We start from the raw sequence: 20,686 nt of genomic DNA, 5'->3' as shown, positions 1-20,686 counted from the left end.
TTTGCATTTTGTATTTCAAGCTTTCTAATAAATTTTATTCTATACAGCAAAATCTTTACTTCATTGCTTTCACAGCAGTTCAGCAGCATTTTGAAAGACCATATTCCTTGACAAAATTACGGGTTTAACCGAATGCTTTTTCGCAACTTCCTTCATCACCGATGTATAGCCGATACAATCTAGAACAATGGCTTCGACATCCATATGGTTCAGAGCTGTTACAGCCCTAGCCATCGCTTCCTCAGTATATTCATAGGGAGAACAAGCTGAACAGATAGCGTCAAAGCCTGCTTGCTTCCACTTTAGCTTGATTGCATCGATTTGCTCGGTTAACGGAACAATGACACCAATTTGACCATTGTTTCTAAATAACCCTTGGGTCGTATGATTTAACAGGTAATCCGGGTAAATAATCGGCGTGTCTGATTGAAAGGATTTAAATGCCCCTGTACAGGCCAAGATAATTAAATCAACGTGCTCTTGGTTGAACTGATCAATGATGGCTTGAATAATTGGGATGATTTTTTCCTTAGCCATTGTAACAGGCGTTCCATCTTTAAGTTTAGAAACTAACGTTATCTCATCTGACGCTGGTAATAATTTTTTTAGTGCTACGCTATCCAGTTGATCTAAAACCCCTCGTTGGATAAATTCGACTTTTTCGTCAAAAAAACGTGCTACTTCAGGAAATAAGTCGCTCCTCGGTGCTTGACCAATGGTAATAATCCCTACTTTTTTCTTCATAACTCTAGCTCCTTTAACGATAAGAGAAGCAGGATTTCTCACTGCTTCTCCAAAAAACTTACTCTTCAATTGAAATATTGACACCATTTGGACTTACCACATTGATCGATCCATCTGGAGAAAGGTTGAATCCTTTTACCTTTTGATCAATACCTGTCGCAATATCCAAATTATCAAATTCTATCGTTGCATAGTCTGCCATGATTTCTTCAACAGCCTCTTTATAGATTTCAGTACGTTCCGCTTGATCAACTGTTTCTGTTAAAGCACGATCAAGTAGGGCATCTACAGTTTCATTTTGATACCCTTTACCATTCCCGTTAGATCCATGTTGATTAGAGTGAAATCTCGGATTAAGGAAGAAATAAGGATCAGGGTACCAAGACCAGCCACCAATATTCATTGGAGCATTATTACTTGATACTGTATCCGTTAATGTTCCCCATTCAGAAACTTGAATATTTACATCAATATTCAAATTCTCTTTCATTTGATTTTGGAAGATGGTGGCATAGTTTGTACGTGTATCGAGCACATACAAGTCAATTTCAAATCCACCTGCATATTCTGTTTGATCAAGAATTTCTTTTGCTTCTTCTGGATTATATTCAGGTTTTAAAGATTCAAATGACTCATCATAGCCCCATGAATCTCTTGGCAATGGACCGTTCGCAACGGCTCCTCCACCCCATTGATGTACACCCTGGACAATTTCTTCAATATTAGTCGCTTTAAAAATAGCCTCTCTAACTTTTGGATCAGCGGTAGGTCCTTGTTGAAAGTTCATGTCTAGATAGGTTATAGAAAGACCTGGTGTTGAAAGTAACTCTAACTGATCATCTTGCTCAATCACTTCACGATTTTGTCCTTTAATGTCTGTTGCAATATCAATATCACCTGATCTTAATGCATTCGTCATCATAGACTGATCTGAGATAAACTTATACGTCACACCATCTAGATTGGGTTCTTCACCCCAATAGTTCTCATTCCTAACTAATTCTACTTGTTGATCGGTTTGCCAGTTTTCGAGGATGAATGGACCAGTTCCAACTAAATGAGCACCAAATTGATCACCCCATCCTTCAACTTCCTCCTCAGGTATGATAATATTACCTTGATCTGTCAGCATAGCTAGTAAAGCAGAATTAGGTTCTTCTAAGTGAACCTCCACTTCCAACTCACCAGTTACTTCAACACTTTCAACGCCAGTCAAACGATTTTGCGCTGAATTCTCAGCAGAACGCTCAAGACTAAATTTCACATCTTCTGCCGTCATCTGTCTACCATCTTGATATTCACCCGGCTGAAAGTAAACATCATCTCTTAGCTTAAATGTGTAAGACATCATGTCATCAGCCGCTTCCCATTCCGTTGCCAAGGAAGGAACAAAGCTTTGTAAATCTTGGTCGTACACAATGAGTGTGTCGGCTATTGAACGCATAATTTGTGATTCATAGACCCCTGTATAGAGTGTCGGGTCTAATGTAGCCGCATTGGAAGACAATCCAATATTTAATACGCCACCACTTACTGAGCTTTCATTTGTTTCTTTACCACCGTCTGTGTCATCATCTGAATCACCTGAAGTACATCCTACTAAAACAATGGCGATGAGACTAAAGACAATAGTAAAAAGCTTAAATTTCCCACTACTCTTTCTCATAAAAACCCTCCCTTTTTGTTTCACATAATGACACAAAAGTTCAAATAATGAATATATATTAAATTATCACAAACTAAAAACGATTGTAAATAGTAATTTTAAGAAAATTTAAACAAATCTAAATATTGCCCATTTTCTATTTACACAAAAAACAAACGATGGTAACATTCTATTATTCATATAATAAAACAAGGGTTCACATAATGAATCAATGGAGAAGGAGGGGGTATATTTGAAGAGATTTCTCTTTAGAAGAATACTACAATTAATCCCAACATTATTTATTGTTGCCATCATTGTATTCTTTATCACGCGCATGCTACCAGGTAATCCTGCAGCTGTTATGCTTGGGCCACAAGCGAGTGCAGAAGATATAGCAGCTTATTCCGAGCAATTAGGTTTAAATGAACCACTTCATCGACAATTTTTTGATTATTTAGGTAATTTAGTTAAATTTGATTTTGGAAATTCACTTTCTTATAATCAGCCCATTGCTGATTTAATCATGGAGCGATTTCCTAACACTGTTATCTTGGCGATTAGCGCCTTAATCATTGCCGTTATAATCGGTGTCCCTGCAGGTATTCTTGCAGCCAAAAAGCAGAATACGTTCCTAGATTATTTCATCACCACTTTTTCTTTAGTTGGTGTTTCGATGCCAATCTTCTGGTTAGGCGTCATGCTGGCTCTTTATTTTAGTGTTAATTTAGGATGGCTGCCTTCAACAGGGATGGGCTCGCTCGATAATGGATTATGGGATTTTCTAAGCCATCTGATCTTGCCAAGCATAGCTCTAGCCACCATACCTACAGCTCAATTTGCACGTATTATTCGTTCCAGCATGCTCGAAACAATCTCACACGATTATATCAAGACTGCCAGATCGAAGGGCTTAAGAGAATTTATTGTCATTAATAAGCATGCATTGAAAAATGCCCTCACACCTCTATTAACCGTCATGGGTTTACAGTTTTCTAATTTACTAGGCGGAGCTGTGTTAACGGAAACGATTTTTAGTTGGCCTGGGATGGGACTATTAATCGTCAATGCAATCGAAAAAAGAGATTTTGTCGTGGTCCAAAATACAGTCATATTCATCGCGGTCATTTATGTCGTCATTAACTTAATTGTTGATGTTCTATATAAAGTCGTTAACCCTAAAATCAATCTCGACTCCGATAAGGGAGGTGCATGATATCAATGAAAACAATGGAAGAGATAGAAAATGCTAAGGAACTTCAATACCTAAAAGCGAAAAAGGAACAGTCATTTTTTCGTAAATTATTACGAAATCGATTTGCCGCATTAGGTTTAATTATTATTTTAATTTTAATCCTGACGGCTATTTTTGCCCCCTTCATTGCGACACATCCACCAAACGCTATGGATGTTACCAAAACCTTACTAGGACCTGGTGAGTCTGGTCACCTATTAGGCACAGATAGCTATGGACGAGATATATTTAGCCGAATTGTTTATGGGGCAAGGATATCATTAATCGTTGGGATCGCAGCTGTCCTATTTGGTGCTATTTTTGGCTCATTGTTAGGCTTAGTCTCTGGTTATTTAGGCGGAAGAATCGATGCTATTATTATGAGAATTATCGATGGCATGATGGCCTTCCCTTTTATCCTATTAGCCATTGTTTTAATGACTGTATTAGGACAAGGATTAGGTAATGCTGTAATTGCGATCGGCGTGTCTAATATTCCTGGTTTTGCAAGATTAGTTCGAGGACAGGTATTAAGTGTGAAAGAAGCAGATTATATCGAAGTCACACGCTCTTTAGGGGCCAAGCATGGCAGAATCTTATTTAGACATATTGTTCCAAACAGTATTGCACCTTTAATCGTCTATGCCACTATGAGTGTTGCCGGAGCAATTATATCGGAAGCCTCTCTTAGTTTCTTAGGTTTAGGCGTTCAACCCCCTACTGCTTCTTGGGGAAGTATGCTACAGGAAGGGAAAGACTTTCTCGTCCTTAGCCCAGGGTTAGCAACGATATCTGGATTAGCGATATTAGTAACGGTACTTGGCATCAACTTATTTGGTGATGGATTAAGAGATGCTCTTGATCCTAAGATGAAATTATAGTAGGAGGTGAACGTATGTCAGAATCGATTTTAAATGTCAAAAACCTACAAGTAGAGTTTAAGTCTGGGTCGATTATTACCCGTGCAGTGAATGGCGTAAGCTTTGCTCTTAACAAGAATGAAAATATCGGAATTGTAGGGGAATCTGGATCTGGGAAAAGTGTAACAGCAACCTCCATTCTTCGGCTAATACCAAGTTCATCAGCCAAAATCACCGGAGGCGAGATTATCCTTAACGGGCGTGACTTATTAAAGCTTTCAAATCGTGAAATGAGGAAAGTTCGCGGAAATGAAATTTCAATGATTTTTCAAGATCCTTCGACAAGCTTGAATCCTGTCTTTACCGTAGGTAATCAGCTAATAGAGACGATTCGAGCCCATAAGAAATTAACAAAAAAAGAGGCGAAGCAAAGAGCGATTGAGCTTCTCGAATTAGTAGGTATCCCCGCCCCAGAAAAAAGAATCAATATGTACCCGCACGAGTTTTCAGGGGGAATGAGGCAGAGAGTCATGATTGCGATCGCACTTGCCTGTGACCCTAAAATTTTAATTGCAGATGAACCGACTACTGCTCTAGATGTAACGGTACAAGCGCAAATCCTTAACCTAATGAAAGACTTACAGGAAAAACTAGATATGTCAATCATTATGATTACTCACGATCTAGGCGTTGTTTGGGAAATGTGTGACCAAATTCTCGTTATGTATGCAGGTAGAGTAGTAGAGTCGGCTAAGGTTGAGGATTTATATCATAATCCATTACACCCTTATACATGGGGGCTGTTAGAATCACAGATTACTGAATCACAGGATAGTCACGCACCTTTGGCATCCATCCCTGGAAGCCCACCTGATTTAAGCTATGAGATTAAAGGCTGTCCGTTTGTTGATCGGTGTCCATATGCACAGGATATTTGCCACAATGAAGCTCCTAAGCTCATTGAACCTACTGAAGGACATGCGGTCGCCTGTCACTTTCAAACAGAAACAGAAAAATTAGAGAGAAGGGAGAATGCCTACATCAATGGAGACACTATTAGAAGTTAAAAATTTGAAGAAGCATTTTCCAGTATCTAGCTCTATACCATTTAAAAAGTCAAACCAAAGTGTAAAAGCAGTAGATGGTGTCAACTTCAATGTATACTCCGGGGAAACATTAGGCGTTGTTGGTGAATCAGGCTGCGGAAAATCAACAATGGCTCGTCTTATTAACCAATTGATTAAACCAACAGATGGTGTCGTGACATTCAAAAATAAAAACCTAGTCGAGATGGACGCTGAAATGTTACGATCCACACGAAAAAAAATCCAAATGGTGTTTCAAGATCCCTATGCTTCACTTGATCCACGCCTAAAGGTAGGCCAGCTTATTGCTGAACCCTTGGTTATTCATAAGGTAGAGACGAAAGAAAGTAGGAGAAAGCGTGTAGAAGAATTGCTTGAGATTGTCGGGCTAAATAAGCGATTTGCCGATCGCTATCCTCATGAATTCTCAGGTGGACAAAGACAGCGGATCAATATTGCAAGGGCATTGGCGCTAAATCCTGAACTAATCATTTGTGATGAACCCGTTTCAGCACTAGATGTATCTGTCCAGGCTCAGGTTATTAACCTTCTTAAACAATTACAAGATCAATTTCAATTAACTTATATTTTTATCTCACACGATTTAAATGTCGTGCGTTATATGTGTGATCGCATTGCAGTCATGTATTTAGGTAAAATTGTTGAAATTGGAACATATGAGGAGATTTATTCAAACCCTCAGCATCCTTATACAAAGGCGTTATTCTCTGCCATCCCAAAGAAAAATCCGTTTGAACAGAAGGAACGAATCATTTTAAAAGGAACAGTACCTAGCCCATTAAATCCTCCTTCTGGTTGTCACTTTCATGAACGGTGTCCCGTAGCCATGGACATTTGCAAGGCAAAGGCACCTAAAGCAATTACTACAGAGAATACCCATCAAGCATCGTGTCATTTAGTTCATTAATATTAGGAGGTAGAAAGATGTCATTAAAATATGTTATCGACATGTACGAATTAATGGATGATCCATCCGTTACAGGAGAAAAGGTTAAGGCTTATTTATCGCAAATCAGTGGTCAAGGAGATATTGAAGTTCAAACCATTGAAGGTGATAAAGGAACAACAGATTTTATTAAAGTCATTATTCCGGGTAAGCAAGGAAAATCCAAAAATGGACAAGCGCCAACACTAGGTATTATCGGCCGTTTAGGGGGAATCGGTGCACGCCCAGAAATGAATGGATTCGTTTCAGATGGAGATGGCGCCCTAGCTAGCATGGCTGCTGCTGCAAAATTATTAACTATGGCAGACAAAGGTGATCAACTTGATGGAGATGTTATTTTAACCACACACATTTGTCCCGATGCACCTACTCAGCCACATGACCCTGTGCCATTTATGAACTCGCCTGTTGATATTTCAACTATGAATAAATATGAAGTGACTGAAGAAATGGATGCGATCCTTTCCATTGATACAACAAAAGGCAACCAGATTATAAATCATCGCGGCTTTGCCATTACACCGACGGTAAAAGAAGGCTACATCTTAAAGGTAAGTGATGACTTACTGCACGTATATACACAATCAGTTGGTAAGCTCCCGGTTACGATGCCGATTACCACTCAGGATATTACGCCATATGGCAATGACGTTTATCATATTAATAGTATTCTGCAACCATCGGTAGCGACAGATAAGCCTGTCGTTGGGGTAGCACTCACAACTGAGACAGCAGTAGCCGGCTGTGCCACTGGAGCAAGTCGTGTCACAGATATTGAAGAGGTCGTTCGTTATTGTATTGAAGTAGCTAAGCTATATGGCCAATCTAAATGTGATTTCTATGACAGAGCTGAATTCAAGCATTTAGAAAGCTTATATGGAAAGATGACACATTTGCAAAAACTTTAGTAGCCCAAGGAGGTAACAATCAATGACAACTAAGCAGGAGCTAAAAGACCGTTTAATTCAAGAGATCGAAAACAATAAAGAAGATCTGATCGAATTATGTAGCCAGCTGATCAAAATCCCCAGTGAGAATCCTCCTGGTGATTCAACTAAAATTACCACCTTTATTGATCAGTATTTAAAAAATGCAGGCACCAACAATTTATGGTATGAGTCTGCTGAAAAGATGTACAATTTAGTATCCACGATCGGAACAGATAACGGTGGTAAACATTTAATTTTCTGTGGTCACTCTGATGTTGTACCAGCAGGCGATCACTCAAAATGGGAGTTTAACCCTAATTCAGGTGAGGTTGTAGATGGTTGGTTATTAGGAAGAGGCGCTAGTGATATGAAAGCAGGTTTAGGTGGGTTAATTTATACCTTTGCTCTGTTAAAGAAATTAAATGTTGAACTACCAGGCCAATTAACTCTCGCAGTAGTTCCAGATGAAGAAACTGGTGGAGAGTTTGGTGTACCTTGGTTATTAGAAAATGACCTTATTATGGGAGATGGTTGCTTAATCGCAGAACCATCCTCACGCTATAACCCTACGATTGGTCAAAAAGGCTCCTATTGGTTTAAACTCAAAGTGTACGGCAAACCAGGTCACGGAAGTCTTTCTCCTTTGGCAGGAAACAATGCGATCACGAACATGATTGCGGCTATCGATGAAGTACGCAAGCTATGGGATTTAGAAATTGAAATTCCAGATAAGGTTAAACCATTAATCGAAAAGTCAAAAAAATATATGCGCGAAGTTGAAAAAGATCGAGAACCTTTCCAACCTGTTTTAAATCATGTAACGGTAAATATCGGGACCATTCAAGGTGGAACAAAGTCGAATATGATTCCTGAAAGCTGTGAAGCAGAAATCGACTGTAGGCTTCCATTTGGTATCACACAAGAAGATGTGACAGAGTTTTTGCACGAAAGACTGGATGCACTCGGCATTGAATACGAAATAAGTCGCTTTGGTTTCCGTAGCAATGCTAACTTTACCAGTGAAGATGACCCGATCTGTCAAGCCATTATCAACAACATCACCTATGTAACTGATCACGAAGCATATGGTGTCATGCAATGGGCAAGTAGTGATGCCCGCCATTTCAGAGATCATCGTATCCCTGTCTTACAGTATGGTCCAGCTTATTTACCAAGTATCCATGGCTACAATGAGAAAGTTAAAGTAGATGATATCGTAAGATGTTGTAAAGTCTACATCGCTGCAGTTGTGGATTATCTATTTGACGATTAATTATTTAGTTGATTAATCAGGGTGCATATATTAGCATAATCTAGTATATGCACCATTTTATGCTGTTAGGGGGAATGACTCATGTTAAAAACGCTAAGTCTATCATTAGATATATTAAGAATGTTTACTAAGGAAAAACCTACATGGGGTGGAAGGGAACTAGCTTCTGAGTTAAATCAAAATCATACCAAAATCTATCGTATTTTAGAAACTTTAGAGAAACATAGATTTTTGATTAAAAATAAAGAAACAAAAAAATACTCACTTGGTTTCGCCGTCTGGGAGCTTGGTCACACAGCATCCGAAAATTTTCATATTAAGGAGCTCATCCACCCTATTCTAAAAAAAGTAAGTGAACATACCAATGAATCCGCCTTCTTAACAATTCTAGATGGTGAAGAAGGATTGACTTTTGATGCGGTAGAAGCCCAAGCAACCGTTCGTTTCTCCGTCTCAATCGGAAGTCGAACACCACTATATGCCGGGGCCTCTTATCGGTCGATTTTAGCCCATTTATCAACAGAATTTATTGATCACTACTTAAATAAAGAATTGACACAGTTTACTGCAAAGACAATGGTTAACCCTGCAGCAATTAGAGCGGATTTACAGCAAATTAGAGAACGTGGCTATGCGATGAGTGAAGGTGAATATACAGCAGATGTGGTAGCTGTTGCGGTTCCTATTTTTCATAAAAATACGATCTTTGGGTCATTAACCATTTCCGGTCCACGTTATCGGATCAATCATGAGCAAATTGAGTTATTTAAACAAGAGCTGACAGGTGCTAGAAATGAACTTCAAAACGTTTTTGAAAGATATGGAGCTCATTTTGGCCTGTCATCTTAATAAGGAGGAATAAAAATGAGTTTAATAGAGGCAGCTAAGTCGGTGCTATTCCAAAACTTATCTTTACAAGAAAATGAGTCCGTACTAATCGTTACAGATGATCACAAATATGAGATTGCTGATTTATTCTATCAGGCAGGTAAACAGCTTGCACAGGATGTTGCGATAATTAGAATGCCAACCCGAACTAAATCAGGGGAAGAGCCTCCCAAGCTAGTCAGCGCATTAATGAAACAGGCAGATATTGTTCTTTGTGTCACGGAGCATTCTTTGACACATACACAGGCAAGAAAAGCCGCTTCGGAACAAGGTGCTAGAGTAGCGACCATGCCCGGTGTTACCATCGACATGCTTGAAAACGGTGCCATCTCAGCTGACTATAACGAGATACAAGAACTAACCGAGCAGTATTGTCAATGGTTAGATCGAGGAGACAAAGTTGAAATAAAAAAAGATAATGTTCAGCTTTCCTTTTCAATTAAAGGGAGAAAGAGTATAAGAAGTACGGGTGTCTTTACTGAAAAAGGACAGTCTGGTAATGTTCCATCGGGTGAAAGTTATATCGCTCCAATTGAAGACTCAGCAAACGGCACCATGATCATCGATGGTGCAATCAGTAATATTGGCGTCTTAGATGAACCCGTGACCTTAGAAATTAAATCTGGACGATTGGTTAATGCATCAGGTAAAAATGGAGAGAAATTACTTGATCTATTAGGTGATGGCAACGGCCGAACCATCGCTGAATTTGGTATTGGTACGAACAAAAAAGCACGATTGACGGGTAATGTTTTAGAGGATGAAAAAGTATATGGAACGGTACATATAGCATTTGGTAGTAACAAATCCTTTGGAGGTAAAACAGAAGCAGGCGTTCATATTGATTGTGTCATAAAAGATCCAGAAGTGTGGATCGATTCCGTTAAAATTTAACTTTATTCAGAAGAAGTCTCCCACTTCTATAAGTGGTGAATTTAATGCCTATGTATTTCATTCAGTGGGAGATACAAACCCCCGGCTGAATACAGTTAAAGCCTCCGGCGGATGCCAAAGATTTTCAGTGGAGGTTTATCGCAGTGTAACTGGCTTTACTCCCACTTCAAGAAATAAGGGAACACGTCATGTCTAAGTGGGAGTCTTACAAAAGCCCTTCGATGGGCGAGCAATCGCAGCCCCAGCCAGTAACGGCACTGAACGAAGTTTCACTGTATTTTCCATTATCTTGGTGTGTTCCCATTTTATGTACCCAGACTTCAGCTGCTAACAAACTAAAAAAGTAATTATCATAATATGATTTCAATTCATTTACCTACTAAATATGTTTGACCTGAGTCTGGGAGAGATAACTTATTAAGCTATTTTCCACAGTTTTAGCCTTAGCAGCTATCATATCTCTTTAAAATATTTTGTATCCATTATATAAATTAATCACCAATACGAGCAGAATTACAGCTTGAAAAACAAGCGTGACTTTTTCTTCAGAAAGAAGATTATTCGCTTTTGCCCCAAGCAGTCCTCCAATAATTGCCGCGGAAATCACAAAGAATAATATTGTGAGATCATATCGGCCAAATCCTGTCGTCGTTGCGATCGTCATCAATTTTGCCAATTGCGAAAAGAAAATGGTACAAATGGAATAGATCGTTGCTTCTTTAATTGGGAATGTAAACATTAGCATCATTAAAGAAACATTAATCGGTCCTCCCCCTATCCCTAAGAGACTCGCTAAGAACCCTAAAATCAATCCACAACTTAAATACCAAAGCACATGGTTTAAATGATAATTGACCCAACCATATTTGGTATATAAGAAAGCGAACACAAGCGTAACAATGGTTAGACCAATCTGAATTAATTGGACAAGTTGGTCATTTTTCAATAGATTTAACAGCCATTCAAACGTTACATTTCCCAATACTCCACCTAAGACGGCACCAAAAGAAAGCCAACCAATGATTTTCCAGTTAAGCTTCGCACCGCTTTTTGCTTGCCGAGCCGTTGAAACAATCGACATCGTAAACACGGCGACTGTAGAATAAAACGATATCGCCGCCACTGAGTGAGCGCCAATGAAGTCAAGCACGGGTTTAATAATGACTCCACCACCCATGCCGGAAATAGCCCCTACTGTGTTAGCAAGAATGATCACGATAAAATAAAGTAGTCCAGTCAAGCTGTTCCCCCCTGTCATAGCCTGAGAATTTTTTCAACTTTAGGAGGGAATTCCTATTTAATAATCGTTTACTACAAGAATCCCTCACCCGCTTCAGCTATTAAGTCTCTCTATATATTAATCCCAAAGGATGTCTATCTGGAGCGAGCACTCGCCAAAATTGATCTTCTCGATAAAAAATCACATATCATCCCATGATCAAAATGCCATTCTAAACGAATGGCATTTTGATAGATGAATCTGTATTTCTTTCACCTATTATTTCTTGAAACGTGACTAGCTGTAAAGTAACTCTAAACATTTTCGCCTATCAATGAACTACCTCCTGGCTCATCCAGAACGGTAGTAGACATTGGCGTAGCAATAATTATTTTTTAAAAATTGAGGCTAGTTAACTAAACCGATATATTTATTATAAATCTTTTGTCGAAAAAATTAAAGCTCTTTTCCATTGGTCTCAATAACACGTTTATACCAATCAAACGATTTTTTCTTTGAACGGTTCAGTGTACCATGACCTTCATCATCAAGATCAACGTAGATGAACCCGTAACGTTTGCTCATTTCTCCAGTGGAAGCACTGACCAGGTCGATGCAACCCCATGGGGTATAGCCCATCAAATCCACACCATCAGCAACCGCTTCTGCCATTGCTTCAATATGACGGCGTAAATAGTCAATGCGGTAATCATCTTCCACATAACCGTTCTCATCTACTTTATCAATTGCCCCTAAGCCATTTTCTACGATAAAAACAGGTTTTTGATAACGATTGTAAAGTTCGTTCAAAGCAATACGCAAGCCTTTCGGATCGATTTGCCAACCCCATTCACTAGCTTCTAGGAATGGGTTACGCACGCCGCCAAGTAAATTTCCTTCTACATTGTCTTCTTCAGTAGCTGTCTCATTGACAGCCGCAGACATATAATAACTGAAACCGATATAATCCACGGTATGTTCTGCGATTAATTCTAGATCTTCCTCAGTGATGTCTAAGTCAGCCCACTCTATGTTATGTTCTTTTAATAAACGCTCAGTAAAGGCAGGATATTTTCCTCGAATTTGGACATCAGCACAATAGTAATTGAATGCTTGATTTTGAATCATGCTGGCCACTTGGTTAATTGGGTTGGCATCCATACTATAAGTTGTCGCATATAAAATCATACAACCGATTTGTAAGCTTGGATCTAAATCGTGGCCGATTTTTACAGCTTTACTGCTCGCCACAAATTGATGATGCCAACCTTGCAGGATATTTTTGAACTCACCGCCACCATTACTTTTCACCATACCTTGGCTAAGGGCAGGAAAATGAAAAGCAGAGTTAATTTCATTAAAGGTCATCCAGTATTTCACTTTGCTATGGTAACGTTCTAACACTGTTTTGGCAAATCGTTCATAAAAATCGATTAATTGACGATTCTTCCAACCACCGTATTCTTTTGCTAAATGAAGTGGCATTTCATAGTGGGAAATGGTAATAACCGGTTCAATCTTGTATTTTAGACATTCATCGATCAGAGCATCGTAAAATTCAAGTCCTGCTTGATTTGGTACCAATTCATCACCTTTAGGAAAAATCCGAGTCCAAGCAATAGAAAAGCGATAACACTTAAACCCCATCTCCGCAAATAAAGCGATATCTTCTTTAAAGCGATCATAATGTTCAATTCCACGATGGTTCGGATAAATATATTTCTCTTGATCAAGGGTCCAATCAAAAGTTTCACTGCCTAGAACTTGAAAACGGATCTTACCTCCAGGCATAACATCGGCAACTGAAAGCCCTTTGCCATCACGATCATATGCTCCTTCTAATTGATTTGCTGCTGTAGCTCCGCCCCATAAAAAATTCTCTTTAAACAATTTGAATCCTCCTATCGTTTGTCACGTTTATTCGGTACAAAATCAGTGGTTTCCATATAGAATTGTGTCACTCTATTTTTCATTTCTTGAACAATTTCTTGATATTCTTCTTTTACAGCTAAGTTCTCAATCTCCATTGGATCATTGACGAGATCATACAATTCATCTTGTTCATAAAGTCTCATCACATATTTATAATTGTCCATCTTACACATGACAGCTTTTGTATGTTCAGGACCTTCACTATATTGTGTAGAAAGTCTTGGCCAATACGGTGATTTAGGGCCATGACCCAGCTCCATTGCTTGTTCTTCCCCATGAATTCGTCCACCCTCACAAAATACCGCATCCTTATGCAATTCATCTCCCGCTACTGAACTTAGCAAAGATTTACCAAACTGCGTGTACGATAGCTCGATGTCAGCCATCTCGGCAATGGTTGCTGGTAAATCTACCAACTCAACCTGCGCCTTAGACACTCTTGGTTTTACCGGAACTCCCTTTGCGGGTTTGACTAGTAATGGAACATTTGTAATAGGATCCTCGAAACAATTTTGGGCTTTTTCTGTAATGGTATAGTCACCCGTGTAGTCACCATGGTCACTGAAAACAATTAAATTTGTATCGTCGTATAATCCAGTTTCTCTTAACTTATCCTTGATCAAACCTAACTGATGATCAAAGCGGGAAACCATGGCTAAATAAGTAGCACGTAACTCATCAAATCTATCTTCAGTCCATTCATTTAACCCCTGCTTTGAATTGATACCATAAAGCATGCTTGCTTTATTAGGAATATCTTTAATATTAGGTCGTCTTGGCGGTAACTTTGTTCTATCTATACTAGAATACCAAGGATCTTCACACGCATACGGCGGATGAGGGAAAGATATCGTACAGTAGACAAAGAATGGCTTGTCCGATTTTTCTTTGCTTCTTCTTTCTATATATTCCAAGGCTTTCTTTACACAGTTCCAATCTGTTTTTCCGTATCCTTCCCCATCTGGTAACTTTCCCATATAAAAGGAATAATACGTATCTCCTGACAGCATGTTATCAAATAGTTTTTGGCTGTCTTCATTTATATCTGCTGAATGATTCACCTCACTATTTTCGGCATCACGCGTATTAGCATCAATGACACCATCATAGTACTCATCACAGTACTCTGTCTTAGGTCGATCCCCCGGCACCACATCATTACGTCCAATCCAAATCACTTCGTATCCATTATTCTTCATTTCTTTTAAAATATTGGGTTCATCTTCCCGCTGCAGATAATGCATCGTTCTGTGACCATTTGTGTGAGGATACAAACCTGTCAAGAAACTATTTCTTGATGGTACACAGACTGGATTTTGACAGTAGGCATTCTCGAACGATACGCCTTCCTGCGCTAAATCATCTAGATTAGGCGTGATGGAAGCAGGATTCCCCATATGGGCCATCGCATCGCTTCTCATTTGATCGGCTACAAATAGAAATATATTTGGTTTCATCTCATGTCCTCCTGTATTAAGAAATCACCGTCAATAAGGGTTCTGATTCCATAATTGTTTGTTTTTTGGTTGCCATTACGTCAAGATATTCGGCTGTATTAGAAATAACGACAGGTGTAATTAAAGGGTATCCTGCATCCTTAATTTTTTCAAGCTCAAATGTCACGAGTAGCTGTCCTTTTTTAACATGATCACCTTGCTGAACATGCGCCTCAAAGAATTGACCTTTTAAGTTGACGGTATCCATGCCGATATGAATTAAAACTTCAACACCACTATCTGTGGTTAAGCCAATAGCATGTTTTGTTGGAAACAAAGTAGTGACTACTCCATCCTCTGGCGCAACAACTTGACCTTTTTGTGGAACAAGCGCGACTCCTTTTCCTAGTAATCCGGCGGAAAATGCCTCATCTTCAATTTGGTCAAGCGGTACAACTTCACCTTGAATAGGAGACGCCAATTCATGGTAGACAGTTTTTCCAAGGCTCTCATTTAAAGCTGGCTTTGGATCTTGCTTTGGCTCATTATTCTCTGGTTCCTCATCAACCTTTGGATCATATGCAAAGGTTAACGATAAAACTAAGCCCATGATAAAGGCAATACTAACAGCAATAACATATCCGATAAAGCCTTTGTCTATTCCAGCTTCTGGGTTAATAAAGTTTGGAATGGCAAAAACCCCCGTCGCTCCCGCAACATAAGATTTAGAACCAAAGATCCCCATAATCCCACCGGCAACGGCAACTGAAGCTAGTGTTGCAAAGAATGTTTTCTTTCTAGGTAGTGTAACACCATATAAAGCTGGTTCAGTAATACCGAATACTGCCGATAGAAAGGCTGGGAAAGAGATCTCTTTCAATTTTTTGTTTCTTGTCTTTAAGAAAATCCCCAATACGACACCTGCAGTTGCCAAAGGCGTTGCAGACCCTGCAATCATAATTGTGTCATAACCAATTGTCGCAATATTGTTTAGAGCAATAGGAATAAAACCCCAATGCAAACCAAACATAATAAACACTTGCCAGAATCCACCAATAATAATACCTGCAATGATTGGACTAAAGTTATAAACACCAAGCATCACATTCCCTAATAGCAAGCCTGCCCATGTAGCAAGTGGCCCGATAACAATATAAGTTAATGGTACGGTAATTAATAACGTGAAAAATGGAATAAAGAATCCTCTTACTTCTTTTGGAATAATCGAATTAAGAACGCGTTCTAGCTTTGCCGCACAGAAAACGGCTAGAATAATCGGAATGACACTACTTGAATAGGTCATTAAAATGACGGGTATACCAGCAAATGTTAAATATACAGGAGATTCAAAGATTGTCCCTGGAAACAAGCTATATAGTGGCTCCAAATTAGCTGTTGCAGCTGCTACAGCCGGGTAAACAAGTGCACCACCAATCGCCATCCCTATAAACGGCTTAGCGCCAAACTTCTTAGCTGCAGTATAGCCTAGGAATAACGGGAAGAAGTAAAATAAACTATCCCCTGTTGCTTGCAAAATAACATTAGTACCTGATCCTGATTCGATAACACCAAACGCAACTAAGAGTGCATTTAATCCTTTAATCATCCCTGAGGCCATTAAAACACTTATAACTGGCGTAAAAATACCTGAGATAACGTCAATAAAGGTGTTCAAGATCCCTTTCTTTTCACTCGTTTCTTCATTGGGGGAATTCGATTGAATACCAGCTATTTTAACGAGTTCTTGATATACTTCAGGAACATGATTTCCGATTACGACTTGATATTGTCCACCACTTTGGACAACCGTCACAACCCCCTTGATCTGTTTGATTTTATCGGTATTGGCCTTCGATTCATCTTTAAGTTTGAAACGCAATCGGGTAATACAATGGGTTACACCATTGATATTTTCTTTGCCTCCAATATTTTCTAATACTTCCTTGACTAACTCTTGATAAGCCATAATGATTCTTCCTTTCATCATTTATTTATTAGAAAAACTTAGCTTAACGCCAAGTTTTATGGCGAAAGCCTTCGTTTTTTATACATTAATCCGGTAGAAATGCTATTCTTTCCTAAAAAAAAAAAAGCAAGACCAAGAAAGCTATCTAAATAGCTTTTTCAGTCTTGCCTGCTTTACCAGTAACAACCCTAATCGTTCTCTATTAACTTTTGAATGTGCAGTGATAAATATAATTGTTCATCACCATTTAGCTCAATATTCAAGTATTGTTCAACTAACTTCATTGATTCATAAGCGCTTGGATACTGTTCCTTAGCATAAGTTAGCAGTGGATTACTCCTTTGCTCCCGTTTCATGCTATCAATACGTTTAAAGAAAAAACGTAGATGTGTAACGAAGCGGTCAAAAGCAACGGATTCTTCATCAATCTCAATTTTGTTGTGCATTCTTACAAGAGAAAGAATATCACGAATTTTTTTAGAGATTTTTTTCACATCTTCCGATTGTTTAAAATCATCGTTTAATTGGGCATTTATTAAATGCATCGCTATATTTCCAGCTTCCTCTTCTTCTAGTGAAAGATCCAGTCGCTCTTCAATTAAGTGGAGCGCTTTCTTTCCTATGCCAAATTCCTTTGGATAGAACTTTTTAATTTCCCATGAAAGTTTATTATGAATAATGAGTCCTTGTTGATATAGTTTAACTAAATTGTGGAGATGATCTGTTAAAGATACATAAATCGTCTCACTAAGCTCTACCTTAAGGTTTTCCTTGGCAATCGATATGATATCGTCTGCGAGTGAAACATATTGAATTGGGATATTTTCTAACAAAGAGGACAGTTTATCAAAAGCATTTTTCTGGTGAAGAACAAATACTTTCTCAATCTTTGACTCGTCAGCTGGCTGTCCTGGCTTCTTTTGAAAACCTAGACCAGTTCCAATCCAGATAAAGTCTTTCCCGTTTTGTCCAACCAAAACCGCATTGTTATTTAGTATTTTTTTGATCTTCAAAAACCTCTTCACCTCCCAACAGAAAAAGGCCATACCTTAACAAATGTATACTGTATAGTACACACTTACTAAGGTATAGCCTGCTTATACAGTAACTACCCTTTCAATTTGACTTTATTTTATCATATTCTTTAAAAAATGCAAGCGTTTTTAAAAAAATCTCTAGATAAAAACTTAGCAAGCTGATGTCGTCTATTAATTCGCGATCTAAATAGAATTAGGTGTTTTCTTATTTTTATCATCTCTTAGGGTTTTATTCAGTGGTTTAGGAACTGTTATATGGATAAAATTTACGAAAAGGGTTGAGATTGACATTACTTGAACCAACATGATAGATGTTGGTTGAATACATTTTGTTATTATACGCTACCGATTTGTATAAAACAGTGTACACTTTAGTCCGACCTTTCCATCTTTTATCATTACTACCGAACCTCTATCTCGCATACCCATAACCTCTTTTTTAGGAGTATAAAGTAATTTATCGATAGATTTGTTTGCTACACAAAAGCCCCGTTTGCACAATTATAATTATATAAATAACCTTTCATCCTTATTACTTGACCATCAACTTCTTCCATTCCATCCCGATGTATCTCCAAAACTAACTCTAAAAGAGTCTTTTGCGAAATTCAACTACTTTACTTCACTCCTTCTTTAGTTCGAATTGCTTGAATGGCACTTCATCATCAATTTTCCCCCAAGAGGACCCTTTAGTTAAATACTTTACTTAATAAATTCAGCTTTAAGAAGATAAGCGACATCATATTCCTTCAACTTATTTATATTACCTGCAGGATCTTTATAAAAGTCTGTTATAAGAGAGCTCACACCGTTTTCATCGTTGGAATAACAAATGTTTGCTAATACTAATTCGCCTTGATTTAAACTAAGTTCCCCCGGAAAACTCCCCCACACACTTACCATATTATCCAAGTCTTTTGAATTGAAGTCATAACCACTTATTGATCCTGTGCTACCATCACTACCTATTCCAATATTAAATGTCTGTTGTTTTCCTGTACTGCTGCTCTTAAGGCTTGAAAAAATAATTGAACCACTTTCTTTTATCTGTGTTGTTATTTCGTTTAATCGATCATCAACCAATTCACCATCTTCATATTTTTCAATCCATACAGATACTTCTTTGTATTCACCATCTATCTCAAAATCAAATACAAACGATTTATCGGTAGTAGTCGAAAGTATAATATTTTCTCTATCGGTTATATCTGCAACAGAAATAGTGTTTGAATTTGAATCACTTTTATTACAAGCACTTAAAACCATTAACAACAAACCTATTATTAGTATAATAAATAATCTTTTCATTTTATCCCCCACTTTACCAATTCTGCAACTTCACCTTTTAGGAGTTCTCCCTCTTTAATAAAGTGAAACTTCGTTCAGTCGGGGTTACGACGCAAAGGATGTGCTCGTGCAGACGTTGCGACACGACGTCGCGTACTTAGTCAGCTTCCTCTCTCCCCAACTGAACGTTAGTTGAATAAGCTTTAGAACTTCATTAAACACCATTCCAATAATATATCAATTCTAATAATCATACTACCAAACTTAACTTATAAATGACAATGACCTTGAAGAAAAAGATAGAAGAAAATGAGTTTAAGGGGTTGCTGTCATTAAAGCAACCCCTTAACACTATTTATTAAACAATTTATAACTATTGAAAAGAGATAAGAATTGTTTAAAGTTAACGTTATTTAAGTCATATATTTTTGCATGCGTCAAGGCTTGTCTGAACTGATTTTTAGTAAAAAGAGCGTGATATTCTTTGTTTACCCATCTATAAACAAACAATTGGTATCTTTGGTAGTCTTTCTTTAAAATCAATGGCTCATGGCGTTCCAGAACAAGCAATACAGAATCCACGCTCGGCTTAGGATGGAAATACGTTCGTGGCACTTTCATAAGAATTTTGATATCCACTTCCACCATCAAGAGCAAGCCTAAAGCACGTTGCAAATTTTGCAGTCTTTTCGAAAAACCTTTCTCCACAATAAGATAACTGTATTTTGCCTGGCTTTCAAAAGTTATTTTTTTAACAATATCCGTACTGATATTAAAGGGGATATTGCCAAATATTTTATAGTTTATATTTTTGGGGTAGGAAAATTTCAGGATATCCTTCTGAATTACTTTTACATTTTCAAAAGGATCCACCGATTTTTGAGTGGTTTGACATAAATTTCCATCAATTTCTATAGCAGTCACCGACTGACTCATTTTGACTAGCTCTTTGGTAAAATGTCCTTTTCCTGATCCGATTTCTATGACGTTGTCTTGTTTATTGATATTCGTATGTTTCAATATTTCTTTTACATGCTTTTTAGAAGTAATAAAATTTTGCGTGTCTTTTGGGTTTTTCTGGTTCATTATAACCTTCTCCTTGCTGGTTATAATGAACTGACCTTCAGAGTTCATTATAACCAATTATTTTTGACCTGGTTGATAATGAACTCTTTTAATAACAAATATACAAAATAAACCCATAATTTTATCTCCTTTCCATTCTTTTTACGATGAAAGAGATAAAGTAAAATCGACTACTGCTATGCTAGAACACATATTTGAACCCTC

Annotated in this window: 18 protein-coding genes; 8 read left to right on the top strand and 10 right to left on the bottom strand. The window is 38.0% G+C overall.

What is annotated here, in order from left to right:
• Positions 1 to 69 precede the first annotated feature (69 nt).
• Positions 70 to 744, bottom strand: a complete 675-nt coding sequence (locus ASE01S_RS14225; protein WP_169793113.1) for an AroM family protein — start codon at positions 742 to 744, stop codon at positions 70 to 72.
• A gap of 58 nt (positions 745 to 802) precedes the next feature.
• A complete protein-coding gene (locus ASE01S_RS14220) occupies positions 803 to 2,410 on the bottom strand; it encodes an ABC transporter substrate-binding protein (RefSeq protein ID WP_067843847.1) in 1,608 nt (535 codons plus the stop codon).
• A 232-nt stretch (positions 2,411 to 2,642) separates the two neighbouring features.
• Here ASE01S_RS14220 and ASE01S_RS14215 point away from each other — a divergent pair, with 232 nt between their 5' ends.
• From ASE01S_RS14215 to ASE01S_RS14180, 8 genes are all read left to right on the top strand, one after another.
• Positions 2,643 to 3,605, top strand: a complete 963-nt coding sequence (locus tag ASE01S_RS14215; protein WP_157065238.1) for an ABC transporter permease — start codon at positions 2,643 to 2,645, stop codon at positions 3,603 to 3,605.
• 5 nt (positions 3,606 to 3,610) lie between these two features.
• Entirely contained in the window at positions 3,611 to 4,504 is an 894-nt protein-coding gene (locus tag ASE01S_RS14210) for an ABC transporter permease (RefSeq protein ID WP_067843838.1), read from the top strand.
• Positions 4,505 to 4,518: 14 nt separating this feature from the next.
• On the top strand, positions 4,519 to 5,550 hold the full coding sequence (locus ASE01S_RS14205; protein WP_067843829.1) for an ABC transporter ATP-binding protein: 1,032 nt from the start codon (positions 4,519 to 4,521) through the stop codon (positions 5,548 to 5,550).
• Complete coding sequence (locus ASE01S_RS14200; protein ID WP_157065237.1) at positions 5,528 to 6,496, top strand: ABC transporter ATP-binding protein; 969 nt, start codon at positions 5,528 to 5,530, stop codon at positions 6,494 to 6,496. The genes ASE01S_RS14205 and ASE01S_RS14200 overlap by 23 nt, the downstream gene beginning before the upstream one ends.
• 17 nt (positions 6,497 to 6,513) lie before the next feature.
• The gene (locus ASE01S_RS14195; protein ID WP_067843823.1) at positions 6,514 to 7,443 is read left to right on the top strand and encodes a DUF1177 domain-containing protein; all 930 of its coding nucleotides are present in this window, start codon (positions 6,514 to 6,516) and stop codon (positions 7,441 to 7,443) included.
• Between the two features lie 22 nt (positions 7,444 to 7,465).
• On the top strand, positions 7,466 to 8,737 hold the full coding sequence (locus tag ASE01S_RS14190; RefSeq protein WP_067843820.1) for a M20 family metallopeptidase: 1,272 nt from the start codon (positions 7,466 to 7,468) through the stop codon (positions 8,735 to 8,737).
• A gap of 81 nt (positions 8,738 to 8,818) precedes the next feature.
• Positions 8,819 to 9,586, top strand: coding sequence for an IclR family transcriptional regulator (locus tag ASE01S_RS14185; RefSeq protein ID WP_067843817.1), 768 nt, complete (start codon positions 8,819 to 8,821; stop codon positions 9,584 to 9,586).
• Between the two features lie 15 nt (positions 9,587 to 9,601).
• Positions 9,602 to 10,519: an aminopeptidase gene (locus ASE01S_RS14180; protein WP_083512159.1), complete on the top strand. Its 918-nt coding sequence runs from the start codon at positions 9,602 to 9,604 to the stop codon at positions 10,517 to 10,519.
• A gap of 463 nt (positions 10,520 to 10,982) precedes the next feature.
• On the opposite strand, the gene ASE01S_RS14175 is transcribed toward ASE01S_RS14180, so the two are convergent.
• The 8 genes from ASE01S_RS14175 to ASE01S_RS16570 form a co-directional block, all read right to left on the bottom strand.
• On the bottom strand, positions 10,983 to 11,759 hold the full coding sequence (locus tag ASE01S_RS14175) for a sulfite exporter TauE/SafE family protein (RefSeq protein ID WP_067843810.1): 777 nt from the start codon (positions 11,757 to 11,759) through the stop codon (positions 10,983 to 10,985).
• Between the two features lie 435 nt (positions 11,760 to 12,194).
• Positions 12,195 to 13,628, bottom strand: a complete 1,434-nt coding sequence (locus ASE01S_RS14170; protein WP_067843804.1) for a glycoside hydrolase family 1 protein — start codon at positions 13,626 to 13,628, stop codon at positions 12,195 to 12,197.
• An 11-nt stretch (positions 13,629 to 13,639) separates the two neighbouring features.
• On the bottom strand, positions 13,640 to 15,127 hold the full coding sequence (locus ASE01S_RS14165; protein ID WP_067843801.1) for a sulfatase family protein: 1,488 nt from the start codon (positions 15,125 to 15,127) through the stop codon (positions 13,640 to 13,642).
• A 16-nt stretch (positions 15,128 to 15,143) separates the two neighbouring features.
• Positions 15,144 to 17,072: a beta-glucoside-specific PTS transporter subunit IIABC gene (locus ASE01S_RS14160; RefSeq protein WP_067843798.1), complete on the bottom strand. Its 1,929-nt coding sequence runs from the start codon at positions 17,070 to 17,072 to the stop codon at positions 15,144 to 15,146.
• Positions 17,073 to 17,260: 188 nt separating this feature from the next.
• Entirely contained in the window at positions 17,261 to 18,085 is an 825-nt protein-coding gene (locus tag ASE01S_RS14155; protein ID WP_067843795.1) for a PRD domain-containing protein, read from the bottom strand.
• A 726-nt stretch (positions 18,086 to 18,811) separates the two neighbouring features.
• Entirely contained in the window at positions 18,812 to 19,417 is a 606-nt protein-coding gene (locus ASE01S_RS14150; protein ID WP_067843792.1) for a YgaN family protein, read from the bottom strand.
• Between the two features lie 330 nt (positions 19,418 to 19,747).
• Complete coding sequence (gene erm(A), locus ASE01S_RS14145) at positions 19,748 to 20,482, bottom strand: 23S rRNA (adenine(2058)-N(6))-methyltransferase Erm(A) (RefSeq protein WP_067843790.1); 735 nt, start codon at positions 20,480 to 20,482, stop codon at positions 19,748 to 19,750.
• Between the two features lie 57 nt (positions 20,483 to 20,539).
• Positions 20,540 to 20,599, bottom strand: coding sequence for an erythromycin resistance leader peptide (locus ASE01S_RS16570; RefSeq protein ID WP_373277964.1), 60 nt, complete (start codon positions 20,597 to 20,599; stop codon positions 20,540 to 20,542).
• Positions 20,600 to 20,686: the final 87 nt, after the last annotated feature.

Origin of the sequence: Amphibacillus sediminis NBRC 103570 (assembly GCF_001552275.1) — a bacterium.
Lineage (GTDB): Bacteria > Bacillota > Bacilli > Bacillales > Amphibacillaceae > Amphibacillus_B > Amphibacillus_B sediminis.
This window is presented reverse-complemented; position numbering and strand designations above follow the sequence as displayed.

Bases quoted from the DNA above. Each gene is read 5' to 3' on its own strand.
- ASE01S_RS14165 (WP_067843801.1), bottom strand. From the start codon at position 15,127: ATGAAACCAAATATATTTCTATTTGTAGCCGATCAAATGAGAAGCGAT.
- ASE01S_RS14225 (WP_169793113.1), bottom strand. From the start codon at position 744: ATGAAGAAAAAAGTAGGGATTATTACCATTGGTCAAGCACCGAGGAGC.
- ASE01S_RS14160 (WP_067843798.1), bottom strand. From the start codon at position 17,072: ATGGCTTATCAAGAGTTAGTCAAGGAAGTATTAGAAAATATTGGAGGC.
- ASE01S_RS14190 (WP_067843820.1), top strand. From the start codon at position 7,466: ATGACAACTAAGCAGGAGCTAAAAGACCGTTTAATTCAAGAGATCGAA.
- ASE01S_RS14210 (WP_067843838.1), top strand. From the start codon at position 3,611: ATGAAAACAATGGAAGAGATAGAAAATGCTAAGGAACTTCAATACCTA.
- ASE01S_RS14195 (WP_067843823.1), top strand. From the start codon at position 6,514: ATGTCATTAAAATATGTTATCGACATGTACGAATTAATGGATGATCCA.
- ASE01S_RS14185 (WP_067843817.1), top strand. From the start codon at position 8,819: ATGTTAAAAACGCTAAGTCTATCATTAGATATATTAAGAATGTTTACT.
- ASE01S_RS14205 (WP_067843829.1), top strand. From the start codon at position 4,519: ATGTCAGAATCGATTTTAAATGTCAAAAACCTACAAGTAGAGTTTAAG.
- ASE01S_RS14220 (WP_067843847.1), bottom strand. From the start codon at position 2,410: ATGAGAAAGAGTAGTGGGAAATTTAAGCTTTTTACTATTGTCTTTAGT.
- ASE01S_RS14150 (WP_067843792.1), bottom strand. From the start codon at position 19,417: ATGAAAAGATTATTTATTATACTAATAATAGGTTTGTTGTTAATGGTT.
- ASE01S_RS14180 (WP_083512159.1), top strand. From the start codon at position 9,602: ATGAGTTTAATAGAGGCAGCTAAGTCGGTGCTATTCCAAAACTTATCT.
- ASE01S_RS14200 (WP_157065237.1), top strand. From the start codon at position 5,528: ATGGAGACACTATTAGAAGTTAAAAATTTGAAGAAGCATTTTCCAGTA.